This window comes from Gordonibacter sp. An230 (assembly GCF_002159915.1).
GTDB lineage: Bacteria > Actinomycetota > Coriobacteriia > Coriobacteriales > Eggerthellaceae > Rubneribacter.
The window spans coordinates 53,844-77,454 of sequence record NZ_NFJP01000007.1 but is presented as its reverse complement, the minus strand read 5'-3'; the positions used below and the strand labels follow the sequence as shown (position 1 = coordinate 77,454).

Annotated in this window: 20 protein-coding genes and 2 tRNA genes; 19 read left to right on the top strand and 3 right to left on the bottom strand. The window is 65.6% G+C overall.

Going from position 1 to position 23,611, the window contains the following annotated elements; translation table 11 throughout:
* Window positions 1-41 precede the first annotated feature (41 nt).
* Together B5F40_RS05275 and B5F40_RS05270 are read left to right on the top strand one after the other, a co-directional pair.
* Window positions 42-2,300, top strand: a complete 2,259-nt coding sequence (locus B5F40_RS05275; RefSeq protein ID WP_087193335.1) for an ATP-binding protein — start codon at window positions 42-44, stop codon at window positions 2,298-2,300.
* 14 nt (window positions 2,301-2,314) lie between these two features.
* Complete coding sequence (locus B5F40_RS05270) at window positions 2,315-2,734, top strand: GtrA family protein (protein ID WP_087193334.1); 420 nt, start codon at window positions 2,315-2,317, stop codon at window positions 2,732-2,734.
* Window positions 2,735-2,738: 4 nt separating this feature from the next.
* Here B5F40_RS05270 and dcd read toward each other — a convergent pair whose 3' ends face one another.
* Together dcd and rlmD are read right to left on the bottom strand one after the other, a co-directional pair.
* Window positions 2,739-3,317, bottom strand: coding sequence for a dCTP deaminase (gene dcd / locus B5F40_RS05265; RefSeq protein ID WP_087193333.1), 579 nt, complete (start codon window positions 3,315-3,317; stop codon window positions 2,739-2,741).
* 57 nt (window positions 3,318-3,374) lie between these two features.
* Window positions 3,375-4,718, bottom strand: a complete 1,344-nt coding sequence (rlmD, locus tag B5F40_RS05260; protein WP_087193381.1) for a 23S rRNA (uracil(1939)-C(5))-methyltransferase RlmD — start codon at window positions 4,716-4,718, stop codon at window positions 3,375-3,377.
* Between the two features lie 65 nt (window positions 4,719-4,783).
* Between rlmD and B5F40_RS05255 the strand changes: the two genes are divergently transcribed.
* From B5F40_RS05255 to B5F40_RS05180, 16 genes are all read left to right on the top strand, one after another.
* A tRNA-Arg gene (locus B5F40_RS05255) sits at window positions 4,784-4,859 on the top strand.
* Between the two features lie 649 nt (window positions 4,860-5,508).
* Complete coding sequence (locus B5F40_RS05250; protein ID WP_087193332.1) at window positions 5,509-6,042, top strand: peptidylprolyl isomerase; 534 nt, start codon at window positions 5,509-5,511, stop codon at window positions 6,040-6,042.
* Window positions 6,043-6,088: 46 nt separating this feature from the next.
* Window positions 6,089-7,447, top strand: coding sequence for a tetratricopeptide repeat protein (locus tag B5F40_RS05245; RefSeq protein WP_087193331.1), 1,359 nt, complete (start codon window positions 6,089-6,091; stop codon window positions 7,445-7,447).
* Window positions 7,448-7,629: 182 nt separating this feature from the next.
* A complete protein-coding gene (gene ndk / locus B5F40_RS05240) occupies window positions 7,630-8,034 on the top strand; it encodes a nucleoside-diphosphate kinase (protein WP_087193330.1) in 405 nt (134 codons plus the stop codon).
* 74 nt (window positions 8,035-8,108) lie between these two features.
* Complete coding sequence (locus B5F40_RS05235; RefSeq protein ID WP_087193329.1) at window positions 8,109-9,146, top strand: 4Fe-4S dicluster domain-containing protein; 1,038 nt, start codon at window positions 8,109-8,111, stop codon at window positions 9,144-9,146.
* The gene (locus tag B5F40_RS05230) at window positions 9,136-10,047 is read left to right on the top strand and encodes an FAD/NAD(P)-binding protein (RefSeq protein ID WP_087193328.1); all 912 of its coding nucleotides are present in this window, start codon (window positions 9,136-9,138) and stop codon (window positions 10,045-10,047) included. Before B5F40_RS05235 ends, B5F40_RS05230 begins: the two co-directional genes overlap by 11 nt.
* Window position 10,048: 1 nt before the next feature.
* On the top strand, window positions 10,049-10,843 hold the full coding sequence (locus tag B5F40_RS05225; protein ID WP_087193327.1) for an NADH-quinone oxidoreductase subunit B family protein: 795 nt from the start codon (window positions 10,049-10,051) through the stop codon (window positions 10,841-10,843).
* A 10-nt stretch (window positions 10,844-10,853) separates the two neighbouring features.
* Window positions 10,854-12,146, top strand: coding sequence for a Ni/Fe hydrogenase subunit alpha (locus B5F40_RS05220; protein WP_087193326.1), 1,293 nt, complete (start codon window positions 10,854-10,856; stop codon window positions 12,144-12,146).
* A gap of 955 nt (window positions 12,147-13,101) precedes the next feature.
* Entirely contained in the window at window positions 13,102-14,157 is a 1,056-nt protein-coding gene (mreB, locus tag B5F40_RS05215) for a rod shape-determining protein (RefSeq protein WP_087193325.1), read from the top strand.
* An 18-nt stretch (window positions 14,158-14,175) separates the two neighbouring features.
* On the top strand, window positions 14,176-15,069 hold the full coding sequence (gene mreC, locus B5F40_RS05210) for a rod shape-determining protein MreC (RefSeq protein WP_087193324.1): 894 nt from the start codon (window positions 14,176-14,178) through the stop codon (window positions 15,067-15,069).
* Window positions 15,066-15,593: a rod shape-determining protein MreD gene (mreD, locus tag B5F40_RS05205; protein ID WP_087193323.1), complete on the top strand. Its 528-nt coding sequence runs from the start codon at window positions 15,066-15,068 to the stop codon at window positions 15,591-15,593. Before mreC ends, mreD begins: the two co-directional genes overlap by 4 nt.
* Window positions 15,594-15,602: 9 nt before the next feature.
* Entirely contained in the window at window positions 15,603-17,765 is a 2,163-nt protein-coding gene (gene mrdA, locus B5F40_RS05200; RefSeq protein WP_087193322.1) for a penicillin-binding protein 2, read from the top strand.
* 35 nt (window positions 17,766-17,800) lie between these two features.
* Window positions 17,801-19,003: a rod shape-determining protein RodA gene (rodA, locus tag B5F40_RS05195; protein ID WP_087193321.1), complete on the top strand. Its 1,203-nt coding sequence runs from the start codon at window positions 17,801-17,803 to the stop codon at window positions 19,001-19,003.
* 14 nt (window positions 19,004-19,017) lie between these two features.
* On the top strand, window positions 19,018-20,100 hold the full coding sequence (locus B5F40_RS05190; protein WP_087193320.1) for a hypothetical protein: 1,083 nt from the start codon (window positions 19,018-19,020) through the stop codon (window positions 20,098-20,100).
* 46 nt (window positions 20,101-20,146) lie between these two features.
* Window positions 20,147-22,162: a TIGR03960 family B12-binding radical SAM protein gene (locus tag B5F40_RS05185; protein WP_087193319.1), complete on the top strand. Its 2,016-nt coding sequence runs from the start codon at window positions 20,147-20,149 to the stop codon at window positions 22,160-22,162.
* On the top strand, window positions 22,155-22,850 hold the full coding sequence (locus tag B5F40_RS05180; protein ID WP_087193318.1) for a TIGR03936 family radical SAM-associated protein: 696 nt from the start codon (window positions 22,155-22,157) through the stop codon (window positions 22,848-22,850). The genes B5F40_RS05185 and B5F40_RS05180 overlap by 8 nt, the downstream gene beginning before the upstream one ends.
* 157 nt (window positions 22,851-23,007) lie before the next feature.
* On the opposite strand, the gene B5F40_RS05175 is transcribed toward B5F40_RS05180, so the two are convergent.
* Window positions 23,008-23,084: transfer RNA gene (locus B5F40_RS05175), tRNA-Asp, on the bottom strand.
* Here B5F40_RS05175 and B5F40_RS05170 point away from each other — a divergent pair.
* A complete protein-coding gene (locus B5F40_RS05170) occupies window positions 23,085-23,294 on the top strand; it encodes a hypothetical protein (RefSeq protein ID WP_087193317.1) in 210 nt (69 codons plus the stop codon). It abuts the tRNA gene before it with no gap.
* Window positions 23,295-23,611 lie beyond the last annotated feature (317 nt).

Genomic DNA, 23,611 nt, shown 5'->3' with positions numbered 1-23,611 from the left:
TACTCGCGCCCATGACAACGAGGTGAGGTGGCGCTCTTCCGATGGAACTGACGAAACGCGTTCGAACTCATCGAAGCCTCGTCTTGCTCGCCGTCGTGCTCGCGCTCGGGCTGGTGGGAGCGCTCGCTCGCACGGTGCTCTCGTCCCAGGAGGCCACGCAGAGGGCTGTCGAGTCCATCAGCGGAGTGTACCTTCGGGGGCTGAGCGACCAGGCCGCGACGCAGGTAGCCTCCGACGTCGATGATCGTTTTCGACTCGCAGAACGCGTGGGGGCCTCGCTTGCGGCGCTCGACGAACCCACGATGGAGGACGCCCAGAGTTTGCTTTCTGCGGAAGAGGAGGCGGGGGAGTACGCGTACCTGGCCTTTCACACCGACGACGGCAGGCGCGTCACCTCCGATGCCGTGAGTCCCGTTCCTGCGGACAGGGGGCAGCAGGCCGATGGCGCGTCGCAAGGGCGGCAGGTGGCCTTGCGCGGATCGGCCGTGGTCTTCTCGTGTCCGATCGATCCTGTGACGTGCGACGGCGTTACGATCACGTCGATCATGGCCGTGTGCGACGCGGCTCAGGTTTCCGAAGCGCACGGCGCCGACCTGGTTGACGGCTGGTCCCATTCGAGCATGGTCGATGCGGACGGCACCTGCGTCGCATGCGGGGAGGAGAGCTCGCTTCGGGTGGGCGCCAATGCGTTCGAGGTCCTCGGCGGGAGCTCGTCGACCGACGGCTCCGTCGCCGAAGCCGTGCGCGATGGCATGGCCTGCGGAGAACCCCGCCTTGTGACCGTTTCGACCGGCTCCGGCCGCACTTATCTTTACCTGCGCCCCATAGGCGACAGCGGCCGCTATCTGCTCACGGGCATGCCCTCCGACCTCGTTGATGCCAGCATCGCCTCGCTGAGCGGCGTGCTCTTGGGAAACGCAATCGTCATGGGCGGCGCGGTCGCGGTTGCCGTGGGCGCCTGCTTCCTCGTCTACGCGCGGTTCGTCCGGCGCAACACGCGCCTGCTCGCCGAGGAGAAGAACCGCGCCGAAGTGGCTTTCGAGCAGGCGCAGCGGGCGAGCCTCGCCAAAAGCGAGTTCCTCTCTCGCATGTCGCACGAGATCCGCACGCCTATGAACGGCATCATGGGTATGACCTCCATCGCCCTTGATCGCATCGGAGACGACGAGAAGGTGCGCGAGTGTCTGGAAAAGGTGACGGTCGCTTCGCGCCACCTCATGGCGCTCATAAACGACATCCTCGACATGAGCAAGATCGAAAGCGGTCGGATCGAGATCCGCTGCGAGCCTTTCGACTTCCCGACGTTCGCTCGCGCCCTCGACGCCGTGTTCGCCGCGCAGGCGGCCGAACGGGGCATCGATTTCCGCATGGACGTCGATCCTGGGATGCCGCCGCGGTTGGTAGGGGATGCCCTCAGGCTCAACCAAGTGGTGTACAACCTGTTGGGCAACGCGCTCAAATTCACGCCGGCGGGCGGACGCGTAAGCCTGCGCATCGAGCGCATCGACGACGCGCATGCACCTTCGGGGCCCGCTCGCGGGTGTCCGCGAGACGAGGGCACCGAGCCTGTCTGGGTGCGCTTCGAGGTTTCCGATACGGGACGCGGCATCAAACGCGAGCATTTCGAGCGCATCTTCTCGTCTTTCGACCAAGGAGACGACGAGACGGGCCGCTCCTTCGGGGGAACGGGGCTCGGCCTCGCCATCTCGAGGCGCTTCGTGGAGATGATGGGCGGCCGCATCCGATTGGAGAGCGAGGTGGGTCTCGGATCGACGTTCACGGTGGAGGTGCCGCTTGCCGAGGAGGCGGAGGGGTCGAAGGCTCCGGCGGGGCCCTTGCCGGCGCCTGCGGCTCGCTGCGAAGGCGGGAGGGGCAAGTCCGGCTACGATTTCTCCGGCGCGCGCATCCTCGTGGCCGAGGACAACGACCTCAACCGCGAGATCGCCGTCGAGCTTTTGTCCATGGCGGGCGCGCGGGTGGACGAGGCGCGCACCGGCGCCGAGGCCGTGCGCCTGTTCGAGGAGTCTCCGGAGGACCTCTACGACCTCGTTCTCATGGACGTGCAGATGCCCGAGATGGACGGTTACGAGGCCACGCGCGCCATCCGGTCGCTTTCGCGAGCCGACGCTGCGCGCGTGCCCATCTTGGCCATGACGGCGAACGCGTTCTCCGAGGACGAGCGTCGAAGCCGAGAGAGCGGCATGGACGGCCATCTGAGCAAGCCCCTTGATATCGGTCGCGTTTATGCCACAATAGATGGGTTTCTGAAAAGGCCGCCCGCAGGCGGCGCTCGGGGGTGAAAGGGAGTGCGCCCGTGAAGAGGCTCGTTGCCCAGATCATGAAGTTCGGCGTCGTGGGCGTCGTCGCGTTCGCCATAGACTATGGACTGCTCGCGTTGCTCACCGAGGTGTTCGGCGTGAACTACCTTGCGAGCGCTACCGTATCGTTCACCGTTTCGGTCGCGTTCAACTACGCTGCGTCCATGCGCTACGTGTTCACTCACAAGGAGGGCATGAGCCGTCGGCGAGAGTTCGCCATCTTCGTTGCTCTGTCGGTAATCGGTCTTGCCATAAACAATTTGTGCATGTGGGCCGGCGTCGAACTTGTCGGCATCCATTACCTCGTCGTGAAGATCGGAGCCACGTTCCTCGTCATGGTGTGGAACTTCGTCACCCGCAAGAAGCTTCTCGATGCGGGGGACGAGCTCGAAGGGGCGCTTCCCGAAGCCGAGTAGCACCCTAACGGCGCGCTTGCGGGCCGTCAGGGCGATCGAGGCGCTCGCGACCGACTTCGCGGTCGAGGTACACGCGCGAACCCGTCGCGCCGCGCTGCCCTTGGTACTTGCCCGCGTACGGGCTCTTCGCCGAGCCGTCCATGCGGGCGAACACGAGCTGCCCCACGCGCCGCCCAGCGCGCAACTCAAGGGCGCAGCGGTTCGCGTTGAACAGCTCGAGGGTGATCTCCCCTTCGAAGCCCGGATCCACCCAGCCGGCGTTCTGCACGAACAGCCCCATGCGCCCAAGTGAGCTTCGGCCTTCCACGAAAGCGGTCAGGTCGTTTCCGAGCCGGACGTACTCCATGGTGGTGGCCAGCACAAACTGGCCCGGCAGAAGGATGTAGCGGTCGGCGTGGATGGACTTGTAGGCGATCTCGTCCTCAAGCCCCACGATGCCGCTCGGCGTGTCCTCGATGATGCTGAACGTGTTGCCGAGGCGGATGTCCACGCTCGCGGGCTGGATCTGCTCGGGCTCGAGCGGCTCGATGGAGAGCATGCCTTCGGCGAGCAGTTTCTCTATGGTTGCGTCCGACAAGATCATGGCGGGTCCTTTCAGGTTCTCGGGGCGGTATCGGTCGGCGCGGAGCGCCGCATGCCGTCAAAGGCGCTCGAAGACGCCGACGGTCTCGACGTGATGGGTTTGCGGGAACAGGTCGACGGGCTGGGCGCTCACCAGGCGGTACCCTTCGCGTTCGAAGCGCGCGACGTCGCGGGCCCATGTGGCCGGGTTGCAGCTGACGTAGATCGCGCGCGCGGGAGCGGCCGCGGCGATGCTCTCCGCCACGCCGTCGGCGAGGCCTGCGCGCGGCGGATCCACCACGATCGCATCGAGGCCTCCGAGCTCCGGCAGCTCCCGTGCCGCATCGCCGCCGATCACCTCGACATCCACGGCGTTCAAGTCGGCGTTGCGCCGAAGGTCGCGCACTGACGAGCCTGCGGATTCCACGGCCAGCACATCGGCGCCCGCCTGCGCGAGCGGAATCGAGAACGTGCCGCCACCGGCGTAGAGGTCGGCCACCAGAAGGCCGTTCAGCCCTTCTGGCCCGTTTTCGCCCATGCGGCCGCCCAGCCCTTCGACGACGCGCGCGACGAGCTTTTCGGCTTGCGCGGTGTTCACTTGGAAGAACGACGGGGCGCTCGTCAGATAGCGTGCCTCGCCCAGCCGCTCCTCCCAGCAGCCCCTGCCGTCGAGCGTTTCGAGGCCCTTGATCTTGCGCGCCTTGCCGGGGTCGGCCATGACGCGCACGATGCTCGTGGCCTTGAGGGCGCTTTTGAGCGTCTTCGCCACGTGCCCGCGCGGAAACGCCCTCGGCCTCGTCCACAGCGCGATCTCCACGGCGCGCGTGCGAACGCTGCCGCGCACGCCGACCCGGTAGATGCCGAGGTCTTGCGAGCCTTGGGCGAACCTGAGCGCGCCTCGCAGCGCCTTCGGGGCCCTCGCGATGGGGGAGCTTGCTGCGGGGCAGGAGTCGACTGCGACGACGTCGTGCGTGCCTTCGCGATGAAACCCCAAATGGAGCGCTCCGCGTCCGTCGAAGGTCGCGCTCAGCTCGAGCTTGTTGCGGTAGCCCCACTGCCGCTTGCTCGGCAGGCAGGGGCGCACGAGCTCGTCGGCGCGCTTCTCGTCGAGGCGGGCCGTGCGTGCGAGCGCCGCCACGACGTTGGCGCGCTTCGCGTCGAGCTGGGCGGCATAGGACAAGTGCGCCCATGGGCAGCCGCCGCACAGCGCCGCGTGCGGGCAAAGGGGCTCGACGCGCAGAGTGGAAGGCTCGACGAGCCTCGCTATGCGCGCGCGGGCGAAGGACGGCTTTTCCTCGAAGACGTCGATCAGTGCGACGTCGCCGGGCGCGCCGCCTTCGACGAACGCCGTTTTGCCGTTTTCCAGCCTCCCGACCGCCTCGGCGCCGTAGCCCATGCGCTCTATCGTGATGATCTGCTTCATGATCGTGGGGATTCCTTGCATTGTTTTTCCGTTTTCCACCATGATAGCGTATAATCTCCGTCCGTGCCCTTGTAGCTCAGGGGATAGAGCGTCTGCCTCCGGAGCAGAAAGCCGCAGGTTCGAATCCTGTCAAGGGCACCACATCGCCATAGGCGGCGCAGGGGCGCGATCTGCCCTCGGCTCGCATCCAAACGGCTCGTCGGACAACGGGCGAGCGGTTCTTCTCTCACTTCTCGGCGGCTTTTTCGCACGACCCCGTCTCTCGTTTCCGAATCTGGGGAATTCCTGATCGCCAGGCGTCGGTTGGCCGGAATCTCGATGACGTCGACGAGGTGGCCAGCGCTCATGGGGGTTCGATGGGTCACAAGGTCGTCGGGTCGGACGCGAGCGCAAGGGCGTCGAGACGGGCGCGAGGGAAGGCGCCTTTGCCCGGTTCGCCTTGCGAACCTGGCCCTGCGGAATGCTTGTGCGAGATGCGCGCGGGAGCTCGGTTCGAGGCGATCGGCGCTGGCGGGGATCTCGCTTTGGGCGAAAAGCCGATCCGAGACGACGAGGGGGCTTGGCAAGGGGCGGTGCCTCCTTGCCGTCTTTTCCGCATGGCGGTGCGCCGCGAACGCGTCCCTTTCGCATCGGGCGCGGTTGTCCGTCGGGCGCGCGGCTGCGACGTGGATGTTCTACGATTTTTCCGAACGGGCGGCTTCGACCTGCTAAACTTCGTCCTTGCATGCGACGCCAATCGCCCCGTTTCGCGTGGGCGCACGATAGATGAGAAACGAAAAGGAGCCGCTCCATGGCGCAGTACACCCCCGAATACCAGCCGACCGGCGAGGAGATCGCCGTCATCAAGACGTCGAAAGGCGACATCCGCGTTCAGCTGGCCGGCAAAGACGCCCCCATCCACGTGGGCAACTTCGTCGAGCTGGCGCGCAAGGGCTTTTACGACAACCTGAAGTTCCACCGCCACGTTCCCGGGTTCGTCATCCAGGGCGGATGCCCCAACACCCGCGACCTCTCCTCCGAAGAGGTCGTGAAGAAGGCCGGCAACCCGTTTGCGGGCCTCGGCACCGGAGGACCGGGCTACTCCATCAAGGAGGAGTTCTCCACGAACCCCCACAACAAGCACCTTGACGGTTCGCTCGCCATGGCTCGCTCGCAGGATCCCAACTCCGCTGGCTCCCAGTTCTACCTGTGCCTGGGCGCCCAACCCATGCTCGACTCGGGCTACACGGTGTTCGGGCAGACCGTCGAAGGCTTGGACGTGATCGGCCAGCTGCGCGTCGGCGATGTGATCGAAAGCGTCGAGATCGAGAACGCCGCGGAGTAAGGGCCCCCGTAGCGGGCGTTGGCCCACGAGGACACGAAGGAAGCAGATGAACAACGAGTTATTCCAGCAGGCTCGGGCAGCGTATGCGCGCAAGGACTACCAAGAGGCCCTGACCGCGTACACGCAGTGCCTGCAGGATGCGAGCAGTCCGCTCGCCCCCGGCGAATCGGGTCTGCTCTACCATCAAATTGGCAACTGCCTGGTCAAACTCAAAAATCCAGGCGAGGCTATTCATGCCTACACGCAGGCCACGGCCGATGCGGCCTACGATGCGTGCGGCGCGGTGAACTACAACCTCGGCATGGCCTACGCCTCGCTGCATGACTACGAGGATGCGGTCAAGCATTTCGAGGTGGCTGTGTCCGACGCCAAGTACGACGCCCCTTACAAGGCCTATACCGGCATGGGAAGCGCGCTTCTCAAGCTGGGCAAGTCGGCCGAGGCCGGGGTCGCCTTCCGCGAGGCCGCGCTCGACGAGGCGAATCCCGATCCCACGAAAGCGCTCCTCAACCTAGGCGTCTGCTTCATGGCGCTCGATCGTCCCGCCGATGCCGTCGCCTCTTACGAGAGCGCGCTGCAGTTCGACATGAGGCCCGAGACGCGCAACCGCCTGTACGCGAACCTTGGCCAAGCCTACGTGGCCTGCGGGCAGATGCAGAAGGCCGTCAACGCCTTCGAGGAGTCCATCGCGGACAAGACGTATTTTCTCAGCGATTCGGCGAGCGTGGACTATCAGCGCGCCGTTGCCGCCGTGGCGCAGGGAACGTCTGAGATCACGCAGGTCATGGCTCCGGTTTCCGCTGCCGACATGTCCGGTCTCGACGTTGCCGCCGACGGGTCGACGGTTTACGTGGAGCAGGATCCCTACGGCACCTCCGATCCGTACTACTATGCCGATCCCTATGCTCAGCAGGACGCCTATCCGGCGGCCGGGGGAGAGGATCGCTTCTTCAACGCCAGCGACGAAGAGCTCGAGCAGTGGTCGCGCGGCCTAGCGAAGCAGGATCGCAAGCGCAGGAACGTCGGCTTGAAGATCCTCGTGGTCATCGTTCTGCTCGTGCTGGCGGCGTTTGCCGCCGCCGTCTTCCTGTACACGCAGGGTTGGGGCTATCCGTCCGCGGAGACGGTGGTGCAGGAGCTGTTCGCCGACCCGCAGGCGGCGCCATCGACGCTGTTCGCTGACGAAGTGGAGCCTGACAGCGCCGCAAGTATGGCGGGATTGATCCCCGAGGGCGCCGGACTCGTCGGCTTCGACGGGATGGACGCTTCCATGAGCGAGACGACCGCTCATGTGACGGTCGAGACGCCCGAGGGCGGTCAGATGCAATACGAGGTGTCGCTCGTGCGCGATCTGATCGGCTGGAAAGTATCGAGCGTCGATCTCTACTTCGCCAGCCAGAACTGACGGAAACGACGGCCGGAGCCGTTTTTTCACCGCCCGGGCGACGTCGTCGGCGTACTGGGCGGAAAGGGCTCTGCGGTCATCGCAGGCTCTTCCGCCTTCGCTGTGCCGCATCCCGCTCGGAGGCTGCGCGACGACTCGCGCCGCCGCTTGGCACGACCTGTACACGAGAGAGAGGAAACCCCATGGCAGTGCAGAGAACCTACACCATGATCAAGCCCGACGGCGTGCGCAACGGCCACATCGGCGAGATCGTCAACCGCTTCGAGCGCGCGGGCCTCACCGTCGAGCGCATGGAGCTGGGCATGGTCACTGACGAGCAGGCCAAGGCCAACTACGCCGAGCACGAGGGCAAGCCGTTCTACGAGGGCCTCATCTCCTACATCACGAGCGGTCCTGTGGTGAAGATGGTCGTGTCCGGCGAGGGCGCGGTGGCGAAGTGCCGCTCACTCATGGGCGCCACGAATCCGGCGGAGGCGGCCCCCGGCACCATTCGCGGCGATTTCGGCCTCGTTATGGACGAGAATGTTATCCATGGCTCCGACAGCCCCGAGTCCGCTGAGCGAGAAATCGGCATCTTCTTCGAATAGTCATCGCCGCTGGCGCATCGAGCGGGTATTCTGTTGCGCATTAGCAGGTCACCAGACGAGAAAAGGACGAGAGCATGCTCTATCGCGTCATCGATGCCTCAGAACTTCCCTCGCTCGTGTCGGCTTTCATGGAATCCTATGAAGTGGTAGCTCCGGTCAAGCGCGGCCGGAGCTACGTGTTCGAGGCCATTCAGTCGCCCGATGACATGGATCTCTCTTACGACACCACCATCGCGTCTCCCAAGAAATATTTCCTGCCGCCCGTCGAGACGCTCATGACGTTTGATGCGAGGGAAAACGGCGTGAGCGACTACGCCGTCGAGATCACTCCCCGGGTCGTCTTCGGCGCACACGCATGCGACATCAATGCCCTGAACCGCCTCGATCTCGTGTTCAGGGACGGCCGCTATCCCGATCCCTACTATGTCGCGCGCCGTGCGGCAACACTCGTGGTGGGCGTGAGCTGCACGCCTGCCGATACATGTTTCTGCCATCTGTGGGATGGCGACGAGGCGCGTTTCGGCTACGATTTGTTCCTGCACGATATAGGCGGCAAGTATCTCGTGAGCATATCGAGCGTCGAGGCGGCGAACATCCTCGAAGCGGCCTGCAACCCGCGTGTGGCAACCGATGCCGACCGCATAGAGTTCCGCCATGCGACGCGTCGACGCCAAGATGCGTTCAACGGCGCTATTCCCGACATCCAGGACGTCGCCATGCTCATGGACGCATTCCACAGCGATCCGTTCTGGGAGGAGCTGGGAGGGCGCTGCCTTTCATGCACGGCGTGCTCGGCCGTGTGCCCCACGTGCTTCTGCTTCGACATCCGGGATGCGCTCGACCCCGACGGAGCGACGGGGAAGCGTGAGCGCGTATGGGATGCGTGCACTTCGCCCCAGTTCGCCGAAGTGGCGGGCGGGCACAACTTCCGCGCCGACGGGAGGGGTCGCGTGCGGCACCGCATGTACCACAAGCTCAACGGCTTCTTGGCGAATCATGACCGCATGCTGTGCGTGGGCTGCGGACGGTGCGTGAAGGCGTGCAAGGCCGACATCAACCCCATCAGGGTGCTCGAGTTTTTCGAGAGGAAGGGGGCTGACGATGCCCAGTAGCTGCGCCGCGTCCACCGTGCGGGTGAAGCCCTACGACGCGGCCCTTTCGTCGCAGACGGGTGAGCAGATGATGGCTGCGAACCCCTACCGACCCTGGCCGGCTCGCATCACGTCCATCACCGATCTCACGGCCACTGAGAAGCTTTTCGAATTCCGCCTCATCGACGAGCGGATTCGCGACGCGTTCCGTCACGAGCCCGGTCAGTTCGTCGAGTTGTCGATCTTCGGGGTGGGCGAGGCTCCCATCTCCATTTCCAGCTCGCCAACCAAGCGCGGGTTCGTCGAGCTCACCGTGCGCCGCGCCGGCGCGTTCACCGAGGTGCTGCACACGATGCAGTGCGGCGACATCGTGGGCCTGCGCGGTCCGTTCGGCCGAGGATTTCCCGTGGAGGAGATGAAGGGGCACGACATCCTGCTCGTGGCGGGCGGTCTCGGCATCGCGCCTCTGCGCTCGCTCATCAACAACATTCACGACGAGCGTTCCGAGTTCGGCAAGGTCACCATCATCTACGGGTCGAAGAACCCCTCCGAGGTGATGTTCCGCCAGCAGTTCGAGATGTGGCGCCACCGCAAGGACTTCGATCTGCACCTGACGGTCGATCATCCCGACGACACGTGGGATGGCGAGGTGGGAGTGGTGACGAAGCCTTTCGAGCATCTTGAGATCGATGCGTCGAACACGTTCGGGGCGCTGTGCGGCCCGCCGGTGATGTACCGGTTCGCCATCGACGAGATGCGCAAGAAGAACATCAGCTACGACCGTATCTACGTGAGCTTCGAGCGGCATATGAAGTGCGGCATGGGCAAGTGCGGCCACTGCCAGATCGGGCATCAGTACGTGTGCATCGATGGGCCCGTGTTCAACTACTGGGAAGCCAAGAACATCCAGGGGTCGATGTGATATGACGAATGAGAACGGACAGCGCCCCCTTCGACGCGGCGACGCGGCCGCGCCCCGTGTCGTGGTGGCGGGCTTGGCCAGCTGTTTTGGCTGCCAGCTGCAGATCACCAACGCCGAGGAGCACCTTGTGGACGTGCTCGGTCAAGTCGATCTGCGCTACTGGCAGCTGGCTTCGAGCGATCCCTTGCCCGAGGAGTTCGACGTGGCCGTCATCGAGGGCGCCGTCACCACCGAGGAGGCCGAGCAGCTCGTGCGAACGCTGCGCGAGCGCGCTCGCACGCTTGTCGCCATCGGCGCGTGCGCCACGACGGCGGGCATCCCCGGAATGGCGGCTGCGGGGTTTATCGAGCGTCCGCGCCAAGTGTACGAGCATGTGCCCTCTGCGTGCGGCGACATGATCGCGCCGCGCGCCGTGAGCGCCGTCGTGGACGTGGACTTCGAAGTGCGCTCGTGCCCTATCGACTCGCTCGATTTCGTGAGCGTGCTGCAACGGGCTCTCTACGGCTCGAACAAGGCGATCCCCACGCGCACGATGTGCGGCGATTGCAAGCGCAACGAGACGGAGTGCTTCTTCGGGAAGGGCTCTTTGTGCCTCGGCCTTGTGACGCGCGCCGGCTGCGGAGCGCGCTGCGTGAGCCTCGGCCGTCCTTGCAACGGGTGCCGCGGTCTCTCGCCGGACGCGAACTTGAGAAGCGCGCAGGAGGCTTGCGAGCGTTACGGCGTGCCCGCATCCGACCTCGATCGGGCGCTCGAGATGTTCAACCAGACGAACCCCGCCCTTCGGGGCAGCGAGTGAGGAAGCTCCCATGACGAAAACCGCCATACGCGTGGACCATATCGCCCGCGTCGAAGGCCACGGCAACGTGCGCGTGGTCATTGAGGACGGCGCTGTGAAGACCGTGGAGATGAACGTGGTGGAGCCGGCGCGCCTGTTCGAGAGCATGGTGCGCGGTCGCCGCTTCGACGAGGTTCCCTACATCGCCTCCCGCATTTGCGGCATCTGCTCTTCGAGCCACGTGGTCACCGACTTGCTGGCCATCGAGCGCGTCTTCGGCATCGAGCCGACCGACCGTACGCTCGCGCTGCGCGACCTGCTCGTGTACGGATCCTACCTCCAGAACCACGCCACGCACCTATTCGTGTTCGCCGCGCCGGACTTCCTCGGTATGCCAAGCGTGTTTCCGCTGGCCGAGACCGACCCTGCGCTGTTCGAGCAGGCGCTTGCCCTCAAGGCGCTCGGCAACGAGCTGTGCACGAAAGTGGGCGGTCGCAGCGTGCACCCCATCACCGCGGTCGTGGGAGGCTTCACGCACGAGATCTCGGCAGGGGAGTACCTAAAGCTGGCGGAGAAGATGGACGCGGCGCGCGAGTTCGCGACTCGGGCGGTCGATCTGTTCCGCAGCTTCTCGGCGCCTGATGTCGAGATGGCCGGCGACATGCTGGCTATGGTGGAGGAGGGAGCCTATCCGGTGGCGAGCTCGCGCAGCGCGCGCTTCCTCGATGCCGAAGCGGAGTTCGACGCAGACGAGGCGGCCGTGCGTATCGAGGAGTTTTCGGTGCCGCATTCGGCGGCGCTCTTCGCGCGCGTGCGCGAGACGGGCCGACCGTACTTCACCGGAGCGCTCGCCCGAGCGAACGCCTCGTGGCAGCATCTCGGTCAAAATGCCAAAGTGGCCGCCGCGAAGGCAGGGTTGCGCCCGCCCGAGCGCAACCCCTTCATGAACAACGTGGCCCAGGCGGTCGAGATCGTCGATGCGCTCGACCGCTGTGCGGCGCTGTGCCGTCGCCTTGCCGAGCCGGACTCCTTCGAGGGCGCGAGCTCTCCCGCACCCTTCGAGGTGCGTGCCGGTCGCGCCACGGGCTTCACCGAGGCTCCGCGCGGGGCGCTCTTCCACGATATCGCGCTCGATGCCGAGGGGCGCGTCGAGCATGCCTCTATCCTCACTCCCACGGCTCAGAATTGCGCGAGCCTCGAAACCGATATGCGCGCTTTGGCCGAAAAGCTGGTTTCCGACGGCGCTGAGCGCGACGACATCCAGCTCGAGATAGAGAAGCTCGTGCGCGCCTACGATCCCTGTCTCTCTTGCAGCGTGCATTAACCTCTCGCTGCGAGCTTGCAACAAGGGGATAGGAGGATCGATAGCGCATAGAAGCGCTCATCGGCGCGGTGCCAGAGTCGCGTGCATGATGATGTCGCGTGCGATGCGAGCCAGCCTCGGTCTGGGAAACCGCACTCCGGCAAGTTTCAGCTGGGCGCTTGTTTTTCGATCTCGCTTGGGCGGATTCCTTTCACGTCGAGACCGGCCAAGCGCTTGTGGCCATGGTGCGGATTGCAGGGTTCGACGACGGGTTTTTCGCGGTGAGGAGGCCGAGCGCCGTCGAGGCGTCGTAGGCGGCCTCGAATCGCTGCCGGCGTGCTGTCCGTAGCCGCTTCGGCGGTTTTCAAGGAAGGCCGCTCCCAGGTCGGGGGCCGGGATTCATTGAGCGCGGCGCCATGGCGGGCGCCATTTCGCCTCGATGGGGGAGGCTGCATAAGCGGTCCGAATGAGGGGCCCATGTGGTCTTGCATGTCGTAGGGGCGCATGGCTCGCGAGGCGGCGGGACGAGGCGAGCTCATTGGCAAGTGCGCGTGGCGGCCTTTGCCGGCATGTGGGTGCGTCTGTCCATGAGGCGCCGCGCGAGCAGATCGACGCAGGGTTTCCCGCAGGCTCGAGGAGCCTTTCGAAGGATCATCGTCGGTCGAGATCGACTTCGAGCGCATAGCTGCGGTCGGTTTCGCCCGTCGTGGCGCCTCGTGCTCCGCTTCCGGATCCCTGCGGCTCGCAAGCGCCGCGGCCGCCTCCGCCATCCAGGCGGGATCGATGACGCGCATGGCGCCACCGTGCGGCGCGATAGGCCCGCTTCTCACAGCTTTGGTGCGAAGGAGCCCGTCCTCTCGTCGCAGTCTCCGCTTGTCGGGCAGGGTGTGTCCCTCGTGGATTTTCAACGCCGTGGCAACGCCTGTGCTAGAATGCGATTTTACTTGGAACACGAGAATTCAAGGGGTTTGCCTCTATGTCCTTCTTAGACGCGTTCTCCGGGCTGACCGGCCAAATGTCTACGGACATGGCCATCGACCTCGGGACTGCAAATACACTGGTCGCCATTCCGGGCGAGGGCATCGTTGTGAACGAGCCGTCCGTCGTGGCCATCGAGAAGAGCACGCATCGCGTACTCGCGGTGGGCCACGAGGCGAAGAACATGATCAACCACACGCCGGAGGCGTTCTCGGCCGAGCACCCGCTGCATGACGGCGTGGTGGCCGATTACGATGTGACCGAGGCCATGATCTCGGCGTTCATCAATAAGGCCGCGCCGCGCAAGTATCCGTGGCAGGCGAAGCCCCGCATCGTCATCTGCATCCCGTGCGGCGCCACCTCGGTGGAGAAGCGCGCGGTGTTCGAGGCCGCCATCCAGGCCGGAGCGCGCCAGGCCTACCTCATCGAGGAGCCGATGGCCGCGGCGATGGGCGCCGACTTGCCCGTCACCGAGCCCACAGGGTCAATGGTGGTGGATATCGGCGGCGGCACCACGGAGGTGGCCGTCATCTCGCTCGGCGGCATCGTCACCTCCTCGTCGCTTCGCCTAGCCGGAAACCGTATGGACGAGGCCATCGCCATGCACCTGCGCGACCTTTTGGGCATCAAGATCGGCGAGCGCACGGCCGAGATCATCAAGATCAAGATCGGCTCCATCCTGCCGTTCGAGGACGGCCGCGAGCGCGACATGATCATCTCGGGCCAAGACGTCATCACCGAGCAGCCGAAGGAAGTGACCATCCAGTCCGAGGACGTGCGCGCCGCGCTCGTGCAGCCGTGCGAGGAGATGGTCGTGCACATCAAGGAAACGTTCAAGAAGACCAACCCCGACCTCGCCTCCGACATCATACAGAACGGCATCCTGCTCACGGGCGGCGGCGGCCTTCTGTCCGGACTGGACCGCTACCTCACCGACAAGCTGGAGATTCCCGTGTGGGTGAGCGAGACGGCGCTCACGAACGTGGTCATGGGCTGCCTCAAGGTGCTCGAGACGCCCACGGCCCTCAAGCAGACGCTCATGCGCTCGAAGTAAAGGCGGACACCTCCCCTTATGGCGCTTAACTTCCAACAGAGGGGCTCGGCGCTTGTCCGCCGGGTCCTGTTCGGTGTTCTCCTCGTTGCGTCGCTCGCGATGACGGCGGTGTACGCGCGCGAAGGGGACGACGGCGCGCTCCATCGCGCTCAGGCCGCCGTCTCGGGTGCCGCCGCGCCGTTGAAGCTCGTCGGCGCGACGGCGAGCTCGGGCGCGCAGTCGGCCGGCGAGGCGCTCGGCGACCTTGCAGCTGACGCGGACACGCTGTCGGAGCTGCGCGCCTACAACGAGCAGCTTGTCGAGCAGTACGCGCAGATGGAGGAGTACCGGCAAGAGAACGAGCGCCTGCGCCAGCTTGTCGACCTCAAGGACACCTATGGGATCGAAGGCGTTGGTGCGCGCGTGATCGGCAACCCTGCGGGAGCGTGGGACCAGACCGTGACCATCGACAAAGGCTCGGATGATGGCGTGGATGCCGGTCTCACCGTCATGGGGACGTCCGGCGTGATCGGTCAGGTGGTCGCTGCCGACGCGCGCACCGCGACCGTCCGCTTGCTCACCGATCCGAAGAGCGGCGCTGCCGCGCTCGTACAGTCGAGCCGTGCGCAGGGCGTTGTGCGCGGCTCGCTCGAAGGGCTGCTCTATCTGGAGGATCTTGAGGCCGATGCGGAGGTTGCGGAGGGCGACCTCGTTGTCACCTCGGGTCTCGGCGGCAGCTACACGCGCGGCCTCGTCATCGGTACGGTGGTCAAAGTGGACGCGAAGCAGGGCGAGTCCTCCCGACGCGCAGTCGTCTCGCCCAACGAGAGCGCTTCGGCTCTCGAAGAGGTGCTCGTGGTGTTCAGCGCCCTCGAGGCCGACGGGGACGACGGTGAAAATGCGAACGGCGCGGAAGGGGGCGATGCTGAGTGAGCCTAACCCGCGAGAACATCGTCGTCGCCGTGGGCGCGGTCGTTGCCATCGTCTTGCAGGTGGTCGTGTCGCCGAACGTGGCCATCTTCTCGGCCCAGCCCAACTTCCTCCTCGCGTACGTGTTGGCGGTGGCCATTGCGAACCCGCTCGGTGCGGGCCCCGTGCTGCCCTTCGTCCTCGGGCTGCTTGCCGATCTGCTCGGGACGGGGCCTGTGGGGGGCATGGCGCTTTTGTTCGTGCTCGTGTCGTTCGTCGCGTCGCGTGCGTTCGCCGTGCTCGACAACGATACGCTGTTCATGCCGCTCGCCATACTCGTTGCGGCCTCGTTTGCCGTGGAGACGCTCTACGGCGCTCTGCTCATCGCGCTTGGCTTGCCGGTCGGTCCGGTGGACGCGTTTTTCTACCGCGCTCTGCCGTGCGCGCTCTATGATTGCGTCGCGGGACTGGTGCTCTATCCGCTTGTCGCGCGTCTCGTGGCGGACGGAACCCAGGATCGCAGGCCGCGCGCGCCCCGGTTGCGCTAGGAGCTGGCTATGCTCGTCGCAATCCTCGCAGCCATCGTCACGCTCGTCGCCGTCGTTGCCGTTGCGGTCGCCGTGCTCGTCGCGCGCGACCGCGCGAGGACGTCCAACGTGAGCGTCAAGAAGGACGTGCGCTCCATCAGCTCAGTGGGCGTGTCCTCATCGCTCGGCGAGTCGACCGGAGGGGCGGCTCCGCGGGCCGCAGGCCGCTCCGGCGCGCCCGCACGATCCACGGTGAACCCCGCCGACGGATTGAAGTCGCGCTTCGTTGCGATGGGGGTGTTCGCCGCAGCCGTCTTCGGCACGCTTTCCGCCAAGCTTTGGGTGATGCAGATCCTCGAGTCGGAGGAGTTCGGCAGCGCATCGGAGGCGAACAGGTACGCGACGGTGCGCAAACCCGCACCGCGCGGCCTCATCTGCGATGCCGATGGTCTTCCGCTCGTGAAGAACCGCGCATCGCTCACCGTTCTGGCCGATCCCGACGTGGCCGACGACCGCGATGTCGTGCTGCGGCTTTCGGCGCTGCTCGGCGTGCCCTACCATGTGGTGCGCCAGCGCATCCAGGACGCCTCGTCCGGCGCGCAGAGCCAGCGCGTGGTGGCGAGCGACGCGCGCCTGCGCGACGCGGCCTTCATCGCCGAGCATTCCGATGCGTTTCCCGGCGTCGAAGTCGAAGAGCGCAGCGTGCGAGACTATCCGTACGGCGCGCTCGCTGCGCATGTGCTAGGCTACACCGGCACCGTTACCGAAGGGGACCTCGCCTCGGTGGGCGAGGGCCGCGAGATCGAGCTCGACGACGTGGTGGGTCGCGCCGGCGTCGAGCAGTACTACGACGACCTCTTGGCGGGCGACCATGGCGAGCGCAAGGTGGTGGCCGACGCCGATGGGAACATCGTGGAGGTGGTGAGCGAGGTGCAGCCTTCGAAAGGCTCCGATGTGCGCCTTTCGCTCAAAGGCCCCGTGCAGTACGTGTGCGACCGCGCGCTCGCCGCGCTCATCGCGCCCGAGGACGGCACCATCGGCACCGGCACCGGCGTGGCGGGCGCGGTGGTGGTGATGGACCTTTCCGACGGGGGGATCGTCGCCATGGCGAGCTACCCCACGTTCGACCCTGCGGTGTTCGAAGGCGTTGTCTCGCAGGAGACATGGGATCTCTACCAGTCTGCGGAAACGTGGAACCCCCTCATGAACCGCGTGATCGGCGGACAGTACCCCGCGGCGTCCACCTACAAGACGTTCACGGGCCTCGCCGCGCTCGAGAGCGGATTTGCATCCGCCTCGAGCTCGTGGAACTGCACCGGATCGTGGGACGGATGGGGTTCCGGCGAGGAGAAGCTATGCTGGGACCACGGCGGCCACGGCACGCTCGATCTGCGCGGCGGCATCGTGCAGTCGTGCGACACGGTGTTCTACGACATCGGCAAGCAGTTCTGGGACAACCGCGAGCGCGCGGGCCAGAACGCTTTGCAGGACTTCCTTGCGAAGTACCCGCTCGAGAGCCCGACGGGCATCGACCTTGCCGGCGAGGCGGTCGGGCGCATCCCGACGCCCGAGTGGAAGGCCGAGAACTACCGGGACTATCCCGAGTCGGCGGCCTGGGTGGGCGGCGACACGGTGAATATGTGCATCGGGCAAGGCTACGTCTTGGTCACCCCAATCGAGCTGGCCGTGTCCTACGGGGCCGTGGCCACGGGCAAAGTGCTCAAGCCGCATGTGCTGAAGGACGTGCGCAACGCCGAGGGCGAGGCGGTGCGCACCTTCGAGCCGGAGGTGGTGGACGAGCCTGATGTGAGTCCCGAGCATCTGGCGTACGTGCGCGAGGCGTTGAACGGCGTCGCCACGGACAACGCCGACGTCTCCGGCACGCTCGAGAGGTTCGGGATCGATCCGGCCGTCGTGGCGTGCAAGACGGGCACCGCCGAGTACACCGACGACGGAGACACGGGCTGGTTCGCATGCTACGCTCCGGTGAGCGATCCCAAATACGTGGTGGCTTGCGTGGTCGAGCACGGCGGCGGCGGATCGGCCGCGGCGGCTCCGCTCGGTGCCGAGGTGCTCGCTGCCGTGCTGTCCTACGATGCGGGGACGCTTGACGAGATGGGCAAGATCGCCGGCTCGACCGGTCGCGCGCTGCCCGACGCGTCCAAACGGGCTATGACCGGGCGCACCGATTAACCGCGAGGGTCGGACGAAGGGAAGGAGGACCGCCTATGCCGCAACTGCCGCAGATCGACTCGCTCAAGACGCCCGACCGCGCCGTGGCGCAGGCCACGCGCGCGCGGCGCTTCCCCTGGCTGAACCTTCCGTTCGTCGTCGTGATCGCGCTCATCGTGTGCTACGGCCTCGTGATCGTGATGTCTGCGGTTGCGAACGACCCCGACTACTCGTTCTCCCGCCAGCTAGCGGGCGTGGCCGCGGGCATCGTGGCCATGATCGTCGCATGGCGCTTCGACTACCGGCGCCTGTCGGACTTCACGACGCTGTTCCTCATCGTGAACGTGGTGCTCATCCTCTCGCCGCACATACCGGGCCTTGGCGTGGAGGCGAAAGGGGCCCAGTCGTGGATCAAGCTCGGCATGCAGATACAGCCGGGCGAGTTCGCCAAGGTCACGGTCATTCTTCTTGATGCGAGCGTCATGGCTCGCTACGGCGGACGGCTCGACGATGCGCGCGAGTACGCGAAGGCCCTCGGCATCATGCTCGTGCCGTTTTTCTGCATCATGACCCAGCCCGACCTCGGCACGGGCCTCGTGTACCTCGCCATCGCGGCGACGGCCTTAGTCGTCGGAGGGGCTCGTCCGAAATTTTTGCTGGTGACGCTCCTTGTCGGCTTGCTGGCTGTGGCGGCGGTCTTCGCTCTCGATGAGGTGCTGGCCACGCGAAACCCCGACGGGACCGTGGAGTACAAGCTGCTCAAGAACTACCAGCGCTCGCGCCTCACCGTATTCCTCGATCCTGACGCCGACATCACGGGCGACGGCTACAACCTGCGCCAGGCGCAGATCGCCATCGGATCGGGGGGGTTGTTCGGCAAAGGGCTGTTCCAAGGAACGCAGCATTCCCTCGGTCTCCTGCCTGAGGCGCCGACCGACTTCATCTTCTGCGTGCTTGCCGAGGAACTGGGGTTTTTCGGTGTAATGGTGCTGATGGCGTTGTACGCCGCCCTTGTTTTGATATGCTTTCGCATCGCCAGCGCGTCAAGCGACCTGTTCGGCGCGCTTGTCGTCATGTGCGGCGTCGGCATGTGGCTATTCCAGATACTCGAGAACATCGGCATGGATCTCGGACTCATGCCGATCACGGGCATCCCCCTGCCGTTCATGACCTACGGCTCGTCGGGCATGGTGCTCAATTTCATCGTACTCGGCTTTATCGGCTCAGTGTGGGCCCGCAATGCCCAGAAACAGCATTAGGAAGAAGGGCGGTTATGCAGCTACCCGTTGACATCAAAGCAGTTGTCGAAGAGGCTGCCAGCATCGACGAGGCACGGCGGACTCCGCTGTCGGTGAGCGTGTACGTGGACGATACCGCGCCCGGCGACGTGCAGGCTCACGTGCGTCAGGCGTTCGCCAGCGCGTCCCCTCACGCTCGCGTGTCGCTCATGTATCTGGAAGGCCGACCGTTCGCGCCCTATGCGGGCGACGACATGGCCGTGATCGTGGCGGGCCTCGACGAGCGGGTGGGGGAGTGCGCGAAACGGCTGCGCGAGGCGGGCGTGCCCGTAATGGTGGCGACCACGCTGCCCGAGCTTGTGTCCGACATCGCCCAGGCGTCCGGACACGCCATCCCCTGCGGGGATCTCGTCGCGCCGAAAGCGCCACGCGATCTTCCCGCCGTGGCAGCCGACGATGGGGATCTCGGCGCCGAGCCCTATGCGCTCGACGCCTTCGCGGCCGCATCCCTCTCCGAGCGCATGGGGGATTGGGTGATAGACGCATGCGCGGACAAGCGTCTCGCGTTCGCGCTCGCGTTTCCGTTCGTTCGCAAGCCGCTCGCGCTCGAAGCCGTGAACGCCACGGCTCTGCAAAACGCAGGCGTGGGGCTGCTCGTCATCATTCCCGGGGCCGATCTGCCCGTCATGACGCTCAATCAGGCGAAAATGCTGCTGCAGATAGCGGCTGCCTATGGCGAGGAGCTTGGCCTTGCGCGTGTGAAGGAGCTTGCGGCGCTTGTGGGAGGCGCTTTTGCATGTAGAGCCGTCGCACGCCAGCTCGTGGCATTTGTCCCTGCCCTCGGCTGGGCCGTAAAGGCCGCCATCGGGTACACGGGGACTCAGGCCATGGGACGCGCGGCCATCGAGTACTATGAGGGCGGGGTGACGGCTGGTCGCCTCGTCGACGCGGTGGCGAGGGCGCGCGATCGGGCGGTGCAGGCGGCCGCTTCCCGAGTGACGGCCAAAGCGCAGGATGCGGGCGCAGCTGCGGCTGTGCATGCGCGTGACTGCGCGGTGCGGGTCGCGGGAGGCATGCGCCGGGCGGCTGCGTCGCGCCTCGTAAGAGGGCGTCGCTAGCCGTCGCGTCGCCTCGTTTTCGCTTCGAGAAAGGGGAAGCCTTCCGATGACCGATCTCTGGCCGCGCCTCGAGCCTCTGCTGTCCGAAGCGGAGCGTCCTGCGCGTTACCTCAACCACGAGTGCGGTTGCGTGCGCAAGCCCGATGCGTCCTTCCGCTTCTGCATGGTGTATCCCGACACCTACGAGCTGGGGCAGGCGAACCAGGCGCTGCGCATCCTCGTGAACGCGGTGAACGCCCAAGACGGCATGGCAGCTGAGCGCGCGTTTTTGCCCGCTCCTGCCTTCTGCGACACGCTGCGCGCAGAAGGCATCCCGCTGTTCTCCATCGAAAGCTGCGCGCCTGTGCGCGAGTTCGATGCGGTGGGGATCACGCTGCCGCATGAGCTGGCGGCCACGAACGTGCTCGAGACGCTCGATCTGGCGGGCATCCCGCTGCATGCGGATGCGCGTGCCGAGAACGATCCTCTCGTTCTGGGCGGAGGCCCGTGCGCGTTCAATCCCGAGCCGTACGCCCCTTTCTTCGACGCGCTGTCCATCGGAGAGGGGGAGGAGGCCGTACCGGAAGGCCTCGCGCTCATCAGGCGGATGCGTGCCGAAGGGGCTTGCCGCGCCGACGTCTTGCTGGCGCTTTCGCGCGAGAAGGGCTGGTACGTGCCCGGGCTCTACCGCTGGCTCTCCGAGGACGAGGCTCAGCGTGCGGGAACATGGGCGGTGCCGGCCGAGGAGGGCGTTCCTGCGTGCATCGAGAAGCGCCTGTTCGAAGGATTCTCGCGAAGCAGCGGATGGGAACCGTGCATCGTGCCGTTCACCGAGGTGGTGCACGATAGGCTGAACGTGGAGGTGTTGCGCGGGTGCGCGCGGGGCTGCCGCTTCTGCCAAGCGGGCATGATGTACCGTCCCGTGCGCGAGCGCTCGGCCGACAACGTGGTGGAATCCGTGTTGCGCGGCCTCGCCGAGACGGGCTACGACGAGGTGAGTCTCACCTCGCTCTCGTCGACCGACCATTCGCAGATCGCCGAGATACTTGCGCGCCTGAACCGCGCCTGCGAGGGCAAGGGCATTCGCATCTCGGTGCCCTCGCAGCGCCTCGACGCGTTCGGGGTGGAAATGGCTGGCCTTGTGGCCGGACAGAAGAAGGGAGGCCTCACGTTCGCCCCCGAGGCCGGTACGCAACGGCTGCGCGACGTCATCAACAAAAACGTCACCGAGGACGACCTGTTCGGCGCCATCGACGCAGCGTTTGCCGCCGGGTGGCGTCGCTGCAAACTGTATTTCATGATAGGGCTTCCCACCGAGACAGATGACGATGTCAAGGGCATCGCGAGCCTCGCGCAGCGCGCCTACGATCGCGCGAAGGCCGCCGTGGCGCCCGAGCAGCGCGGCAGCGTGCGTGTGAGCGTGTCGTGCGCGCTGTTCGTGCCGAAGGCGCAGACGCCGTTTCAATGGGACGGGCAGATCCCACCCGAAGAGGCCCTTCGTCGTGTGAACCTGCTGCGTCGCTCGGTGAAGTACAAGGCGGTGGACGTGCATTGGCACGATCCTGCCACAAGCTTCGTGGAGGCCGTGATGAGCCGCGCGGGGCGCGAGGCGGCCGCGTGGGTGGAGGCCGCATGGCGTCGCGGTGCGCGCTTTGACGCATGGACGGAGTGCTTCGACGAGGAGGCGTGGCGGCAGGCGGCCGCCGAGACGGGCATCGATCCGGAGGCCATCGCGCAGACGGCCTATCCGGTTGAGCGCGTGATGCCGTGGGCGCACATTTCCACTGGCGTGTCGACGCGCTGGCTCGCGCGCGAGCGGAAGCTGGCGGGGGAAGGGAGCACCACGCCGGACTGCACGTTCGAGCGCTGCTCCGCGTGCGGTGCGTGCCCTGCGCTCGGCGTCGACAACGAGCTTGCGCGGCCCCGGGTGGCCGCTGGTCCGAACGCGAAAGGGAATGCCGATCAGGTCGCACCCGGCACGGACGCGGACCTTTTCCGCTATCCCGGCTGCGGCGGCGAGGCTGTGGAGCCGGAGGGATCCGCGAGGCGCGAAGACTTTGGAAAGGAGGTCTCGCATGCCTGATCCGAGCCTGTTCCGCCTGCGTGCGACGTTCTGCAAGCAGGGACGCCTCGCGTTGTTGTCCCATCTCGAAGTGGCTCGCGCTCTCGAGCGCGCCGTGCGCCGCGCAGGGCTGCCGTTTGCGGTGAGCCGGGGCTTCTCTCCTCATATGAAAATATCCTTCGGATCGGCGCTTCCCGTGGGTGTCGGGGGAACCGGCGAGCTCTTCGATTTGCAGATGACGCGCTACGTCCCTCCCGAAACGGTTCTCGAAGCGCTTCAAAAAGCGAGCGTGCCCGACCTCATGGTGAAGTCGTGCGCCTACATAGAACCGCATGCGCCCGCGGCGTCGGCGGCCTATCCTCTGAGCACGTACCGCGCTCTTCTTTCGCGCGCCGTCCGCGCGCTGTCCGTGCCAGAGACCGTGACGGTGGTGCGCAAGAGAAAGGAGAAGGAGCTTTCCGTCGCGGAGTTCCTTGTCGGCGAGCCTGAGCTCTCCGGAGCGGTGCTCACGTTCTCGCTCGAGTCGAAGCCCACGGGAAGCCTGCGCCCGGACGTGCTTCTGCGCGCCTGCCTTGACGAGGCGGACGATCTGCCGTTGCTCTTGTTCGTGGAGAACGCATCTCCTTCGTCCGTCGAAGGCGATGCTCCGACGGCGCCGTTGCGTGCGCTTTCCGTGACGCGCATCTCCCAGGCTTCGCGCGCAGAGTGATTTCGGTGCAGGGGAGGGGGGCGGAAGGTCGTCGGACGATCCCTCATAGCCGAAGACGCGCGGTGCCGCTCTAAAGCCGATTCGGGCGGCATAACGCTTCGTCCGCGGTCGTCTGATCAACGAAAAAGCCCGCCATACGGCGGGCTAGGCTTTTCGATGGCGGGATGTACGAGACTCGAACTCGCGACCTCCGACGTGACAGGCCGGCGCTCTAACCAACTGAGCTAACACCCCATGCTTCAGCAGCGCGGATTATTCTACCGGGTGTCGCGCGAGCGCGCAATACTTATTTTGAAGAAAAACGATGAATGCTGTGCGCTCCTTCCGATCTTCGCGTTGCGCCGCGAGCCGCTGCTGCGCAAAGCCTCGAGTTGGAGCATGGAGCGCGGCTGCGATCATCCGCCTCCCATGGTCGTGGATGCGGAAAGCTCGGATGCTTTTTGACGAAAACCGCCTGACAGGGCGCGAGGCATTCCGGTATCTCCCTATCTGCGACCATTATGCCGACCCAAGCGTGGTTTCTAGAGGCGATGCGGATTGCGAGAAAGACATCGAGAGGGGTTTCCATCTTGCTTCCGTTTTCGAGGGCGAATGCGCCTTCCGAGCTTATGACGCAGGAATGCGGCGCTTCGACCCCCCCCCTTTTTTTTACGACGCGATGACTGGCCTTTCTCGACTCATGGTTTTTTGCGAGCCTTCGATTGGCGCTTGAGAAAGTTCTGTGATTAATAAAACATTTTATAAACTAAATTATAAGTTCT

Coding starts and splice junctions, on each gene's coding strand:
- B5F40_RS05185 (WP_087193319.1), top strand. CDS start 20,147: ATGACCGATCTCTGGCCGCGCCTCGAGCCTCTGCTGTCCGAAGCGGAG.
- rlmD (WP_087193381.1), bottom strand. CDS start 4,718: ATGAAGCAGATCATCACGATAGAGCGCATGGGCTACGGCGCCGAGGCG.
- B5F40_RS05245 (WP_087193331.1), top strand. CDS start 6,089: ATGAACAACGAGTTATTCCAGCAGGCTCGGGCAGCGTATGCGCGCAAG.
- B5F40_RS05235 (WP_087193329.1), top strand. CDS start 8,109: ATGCTCTATCGCGTCATCGATGCCTCAGAACTTCCCTCGCTCGTGTCG.
- B5F40_RS05220 (WP_087193326.1), top strand. CDS start 10,854: ATGACGAAAACCGCCATACGCGTGGACCATATCGCCCGCGTCGAAGGC.
- mreC (WP_087193324.1), top strand. CDS start 14,176: ATGGCGCTTAACTTCCAACAGAGGGGCTCGGCGCTTGTCCGCCGGGTC.
- B5F40_RS05225 (WP_087193327.1), top strand. CDS start 10,049: ATGACGAATGAGAACGGACAGCGCCCCCTTCGACGCGGCGACGCGGCC.
- rodA (WP_087193321.1), top strand. CDS start 17,801: ATGCCGCAACTGCCGCAGATCGACTCGCTCAAGACGCCCGACCGCGCC.
- B5F40_RS05275 (WP_087193335.1), top strand. CDS start 42: ATGGAACTGACGAAACGCGTTCGAACTCATCGAAGCCTCGTCTTGCTC.
- ndk (WP_087193330.1), top strand. CDS start 7,630: ATGGCAGTGCAGAGAACCTACACCATGATCAAGCCCGACGGCGTGCGC.
- B5F40_RS05180 (WP_087193318.1), top strand. CDS start 22,155: ATGCCTGATCCGAGCCTGTTCCGCCTGCGTGCGACGTTCTGCAAGCAG.
- B5F40_RS05190 (WP_087193320.1), top strand. CDS start 19,018: ATGCAGCTACCCGTTGACATCAAAGCAGTTGTCGAAGAGGCTGCCAGC.
- B5F40_RS05250 (WP_087193332.1), top strand. CDS start 5,509: ATGGCGCAGTACACCCCCGAATACCAGCCGACCGGCGAGGAGATCGCC.
- mrdA (WP_087193322.1), top strand. CDS start 15,603: ATGCTCGTCGCAATCCTCGCAGCCATCGTCACGCTCGTCGCCGTCGTT.
- B5F40_RS05230 (WP_087193328.1), top strand. CDS start 9,136: ATGCCCAGTAGCTGCGCCGCGTCCACCGTGCGGGTGAAGCCCTACGAC.
- B5F40_RS05170 (WP_087193317.1), top strand. CDS start 23,085: ATGCTTCAGCAGCGCGGATTATTCTACCGGGTGTCGCGCGAGCGCGCA.
- mreB (WP_087193325.1), top strand. CDS start 13,102: ATGTCCTTCTTAGACGCGTTCTCCGGGCTGACCGGCCAAATGTCTACG.
- dcd (WP_087193333.1), bottom strand. CDS start 3,317: ATGATCTTGTCGGACGCAACCATAGAGAAACTGCTCGCCGAAGGCATG.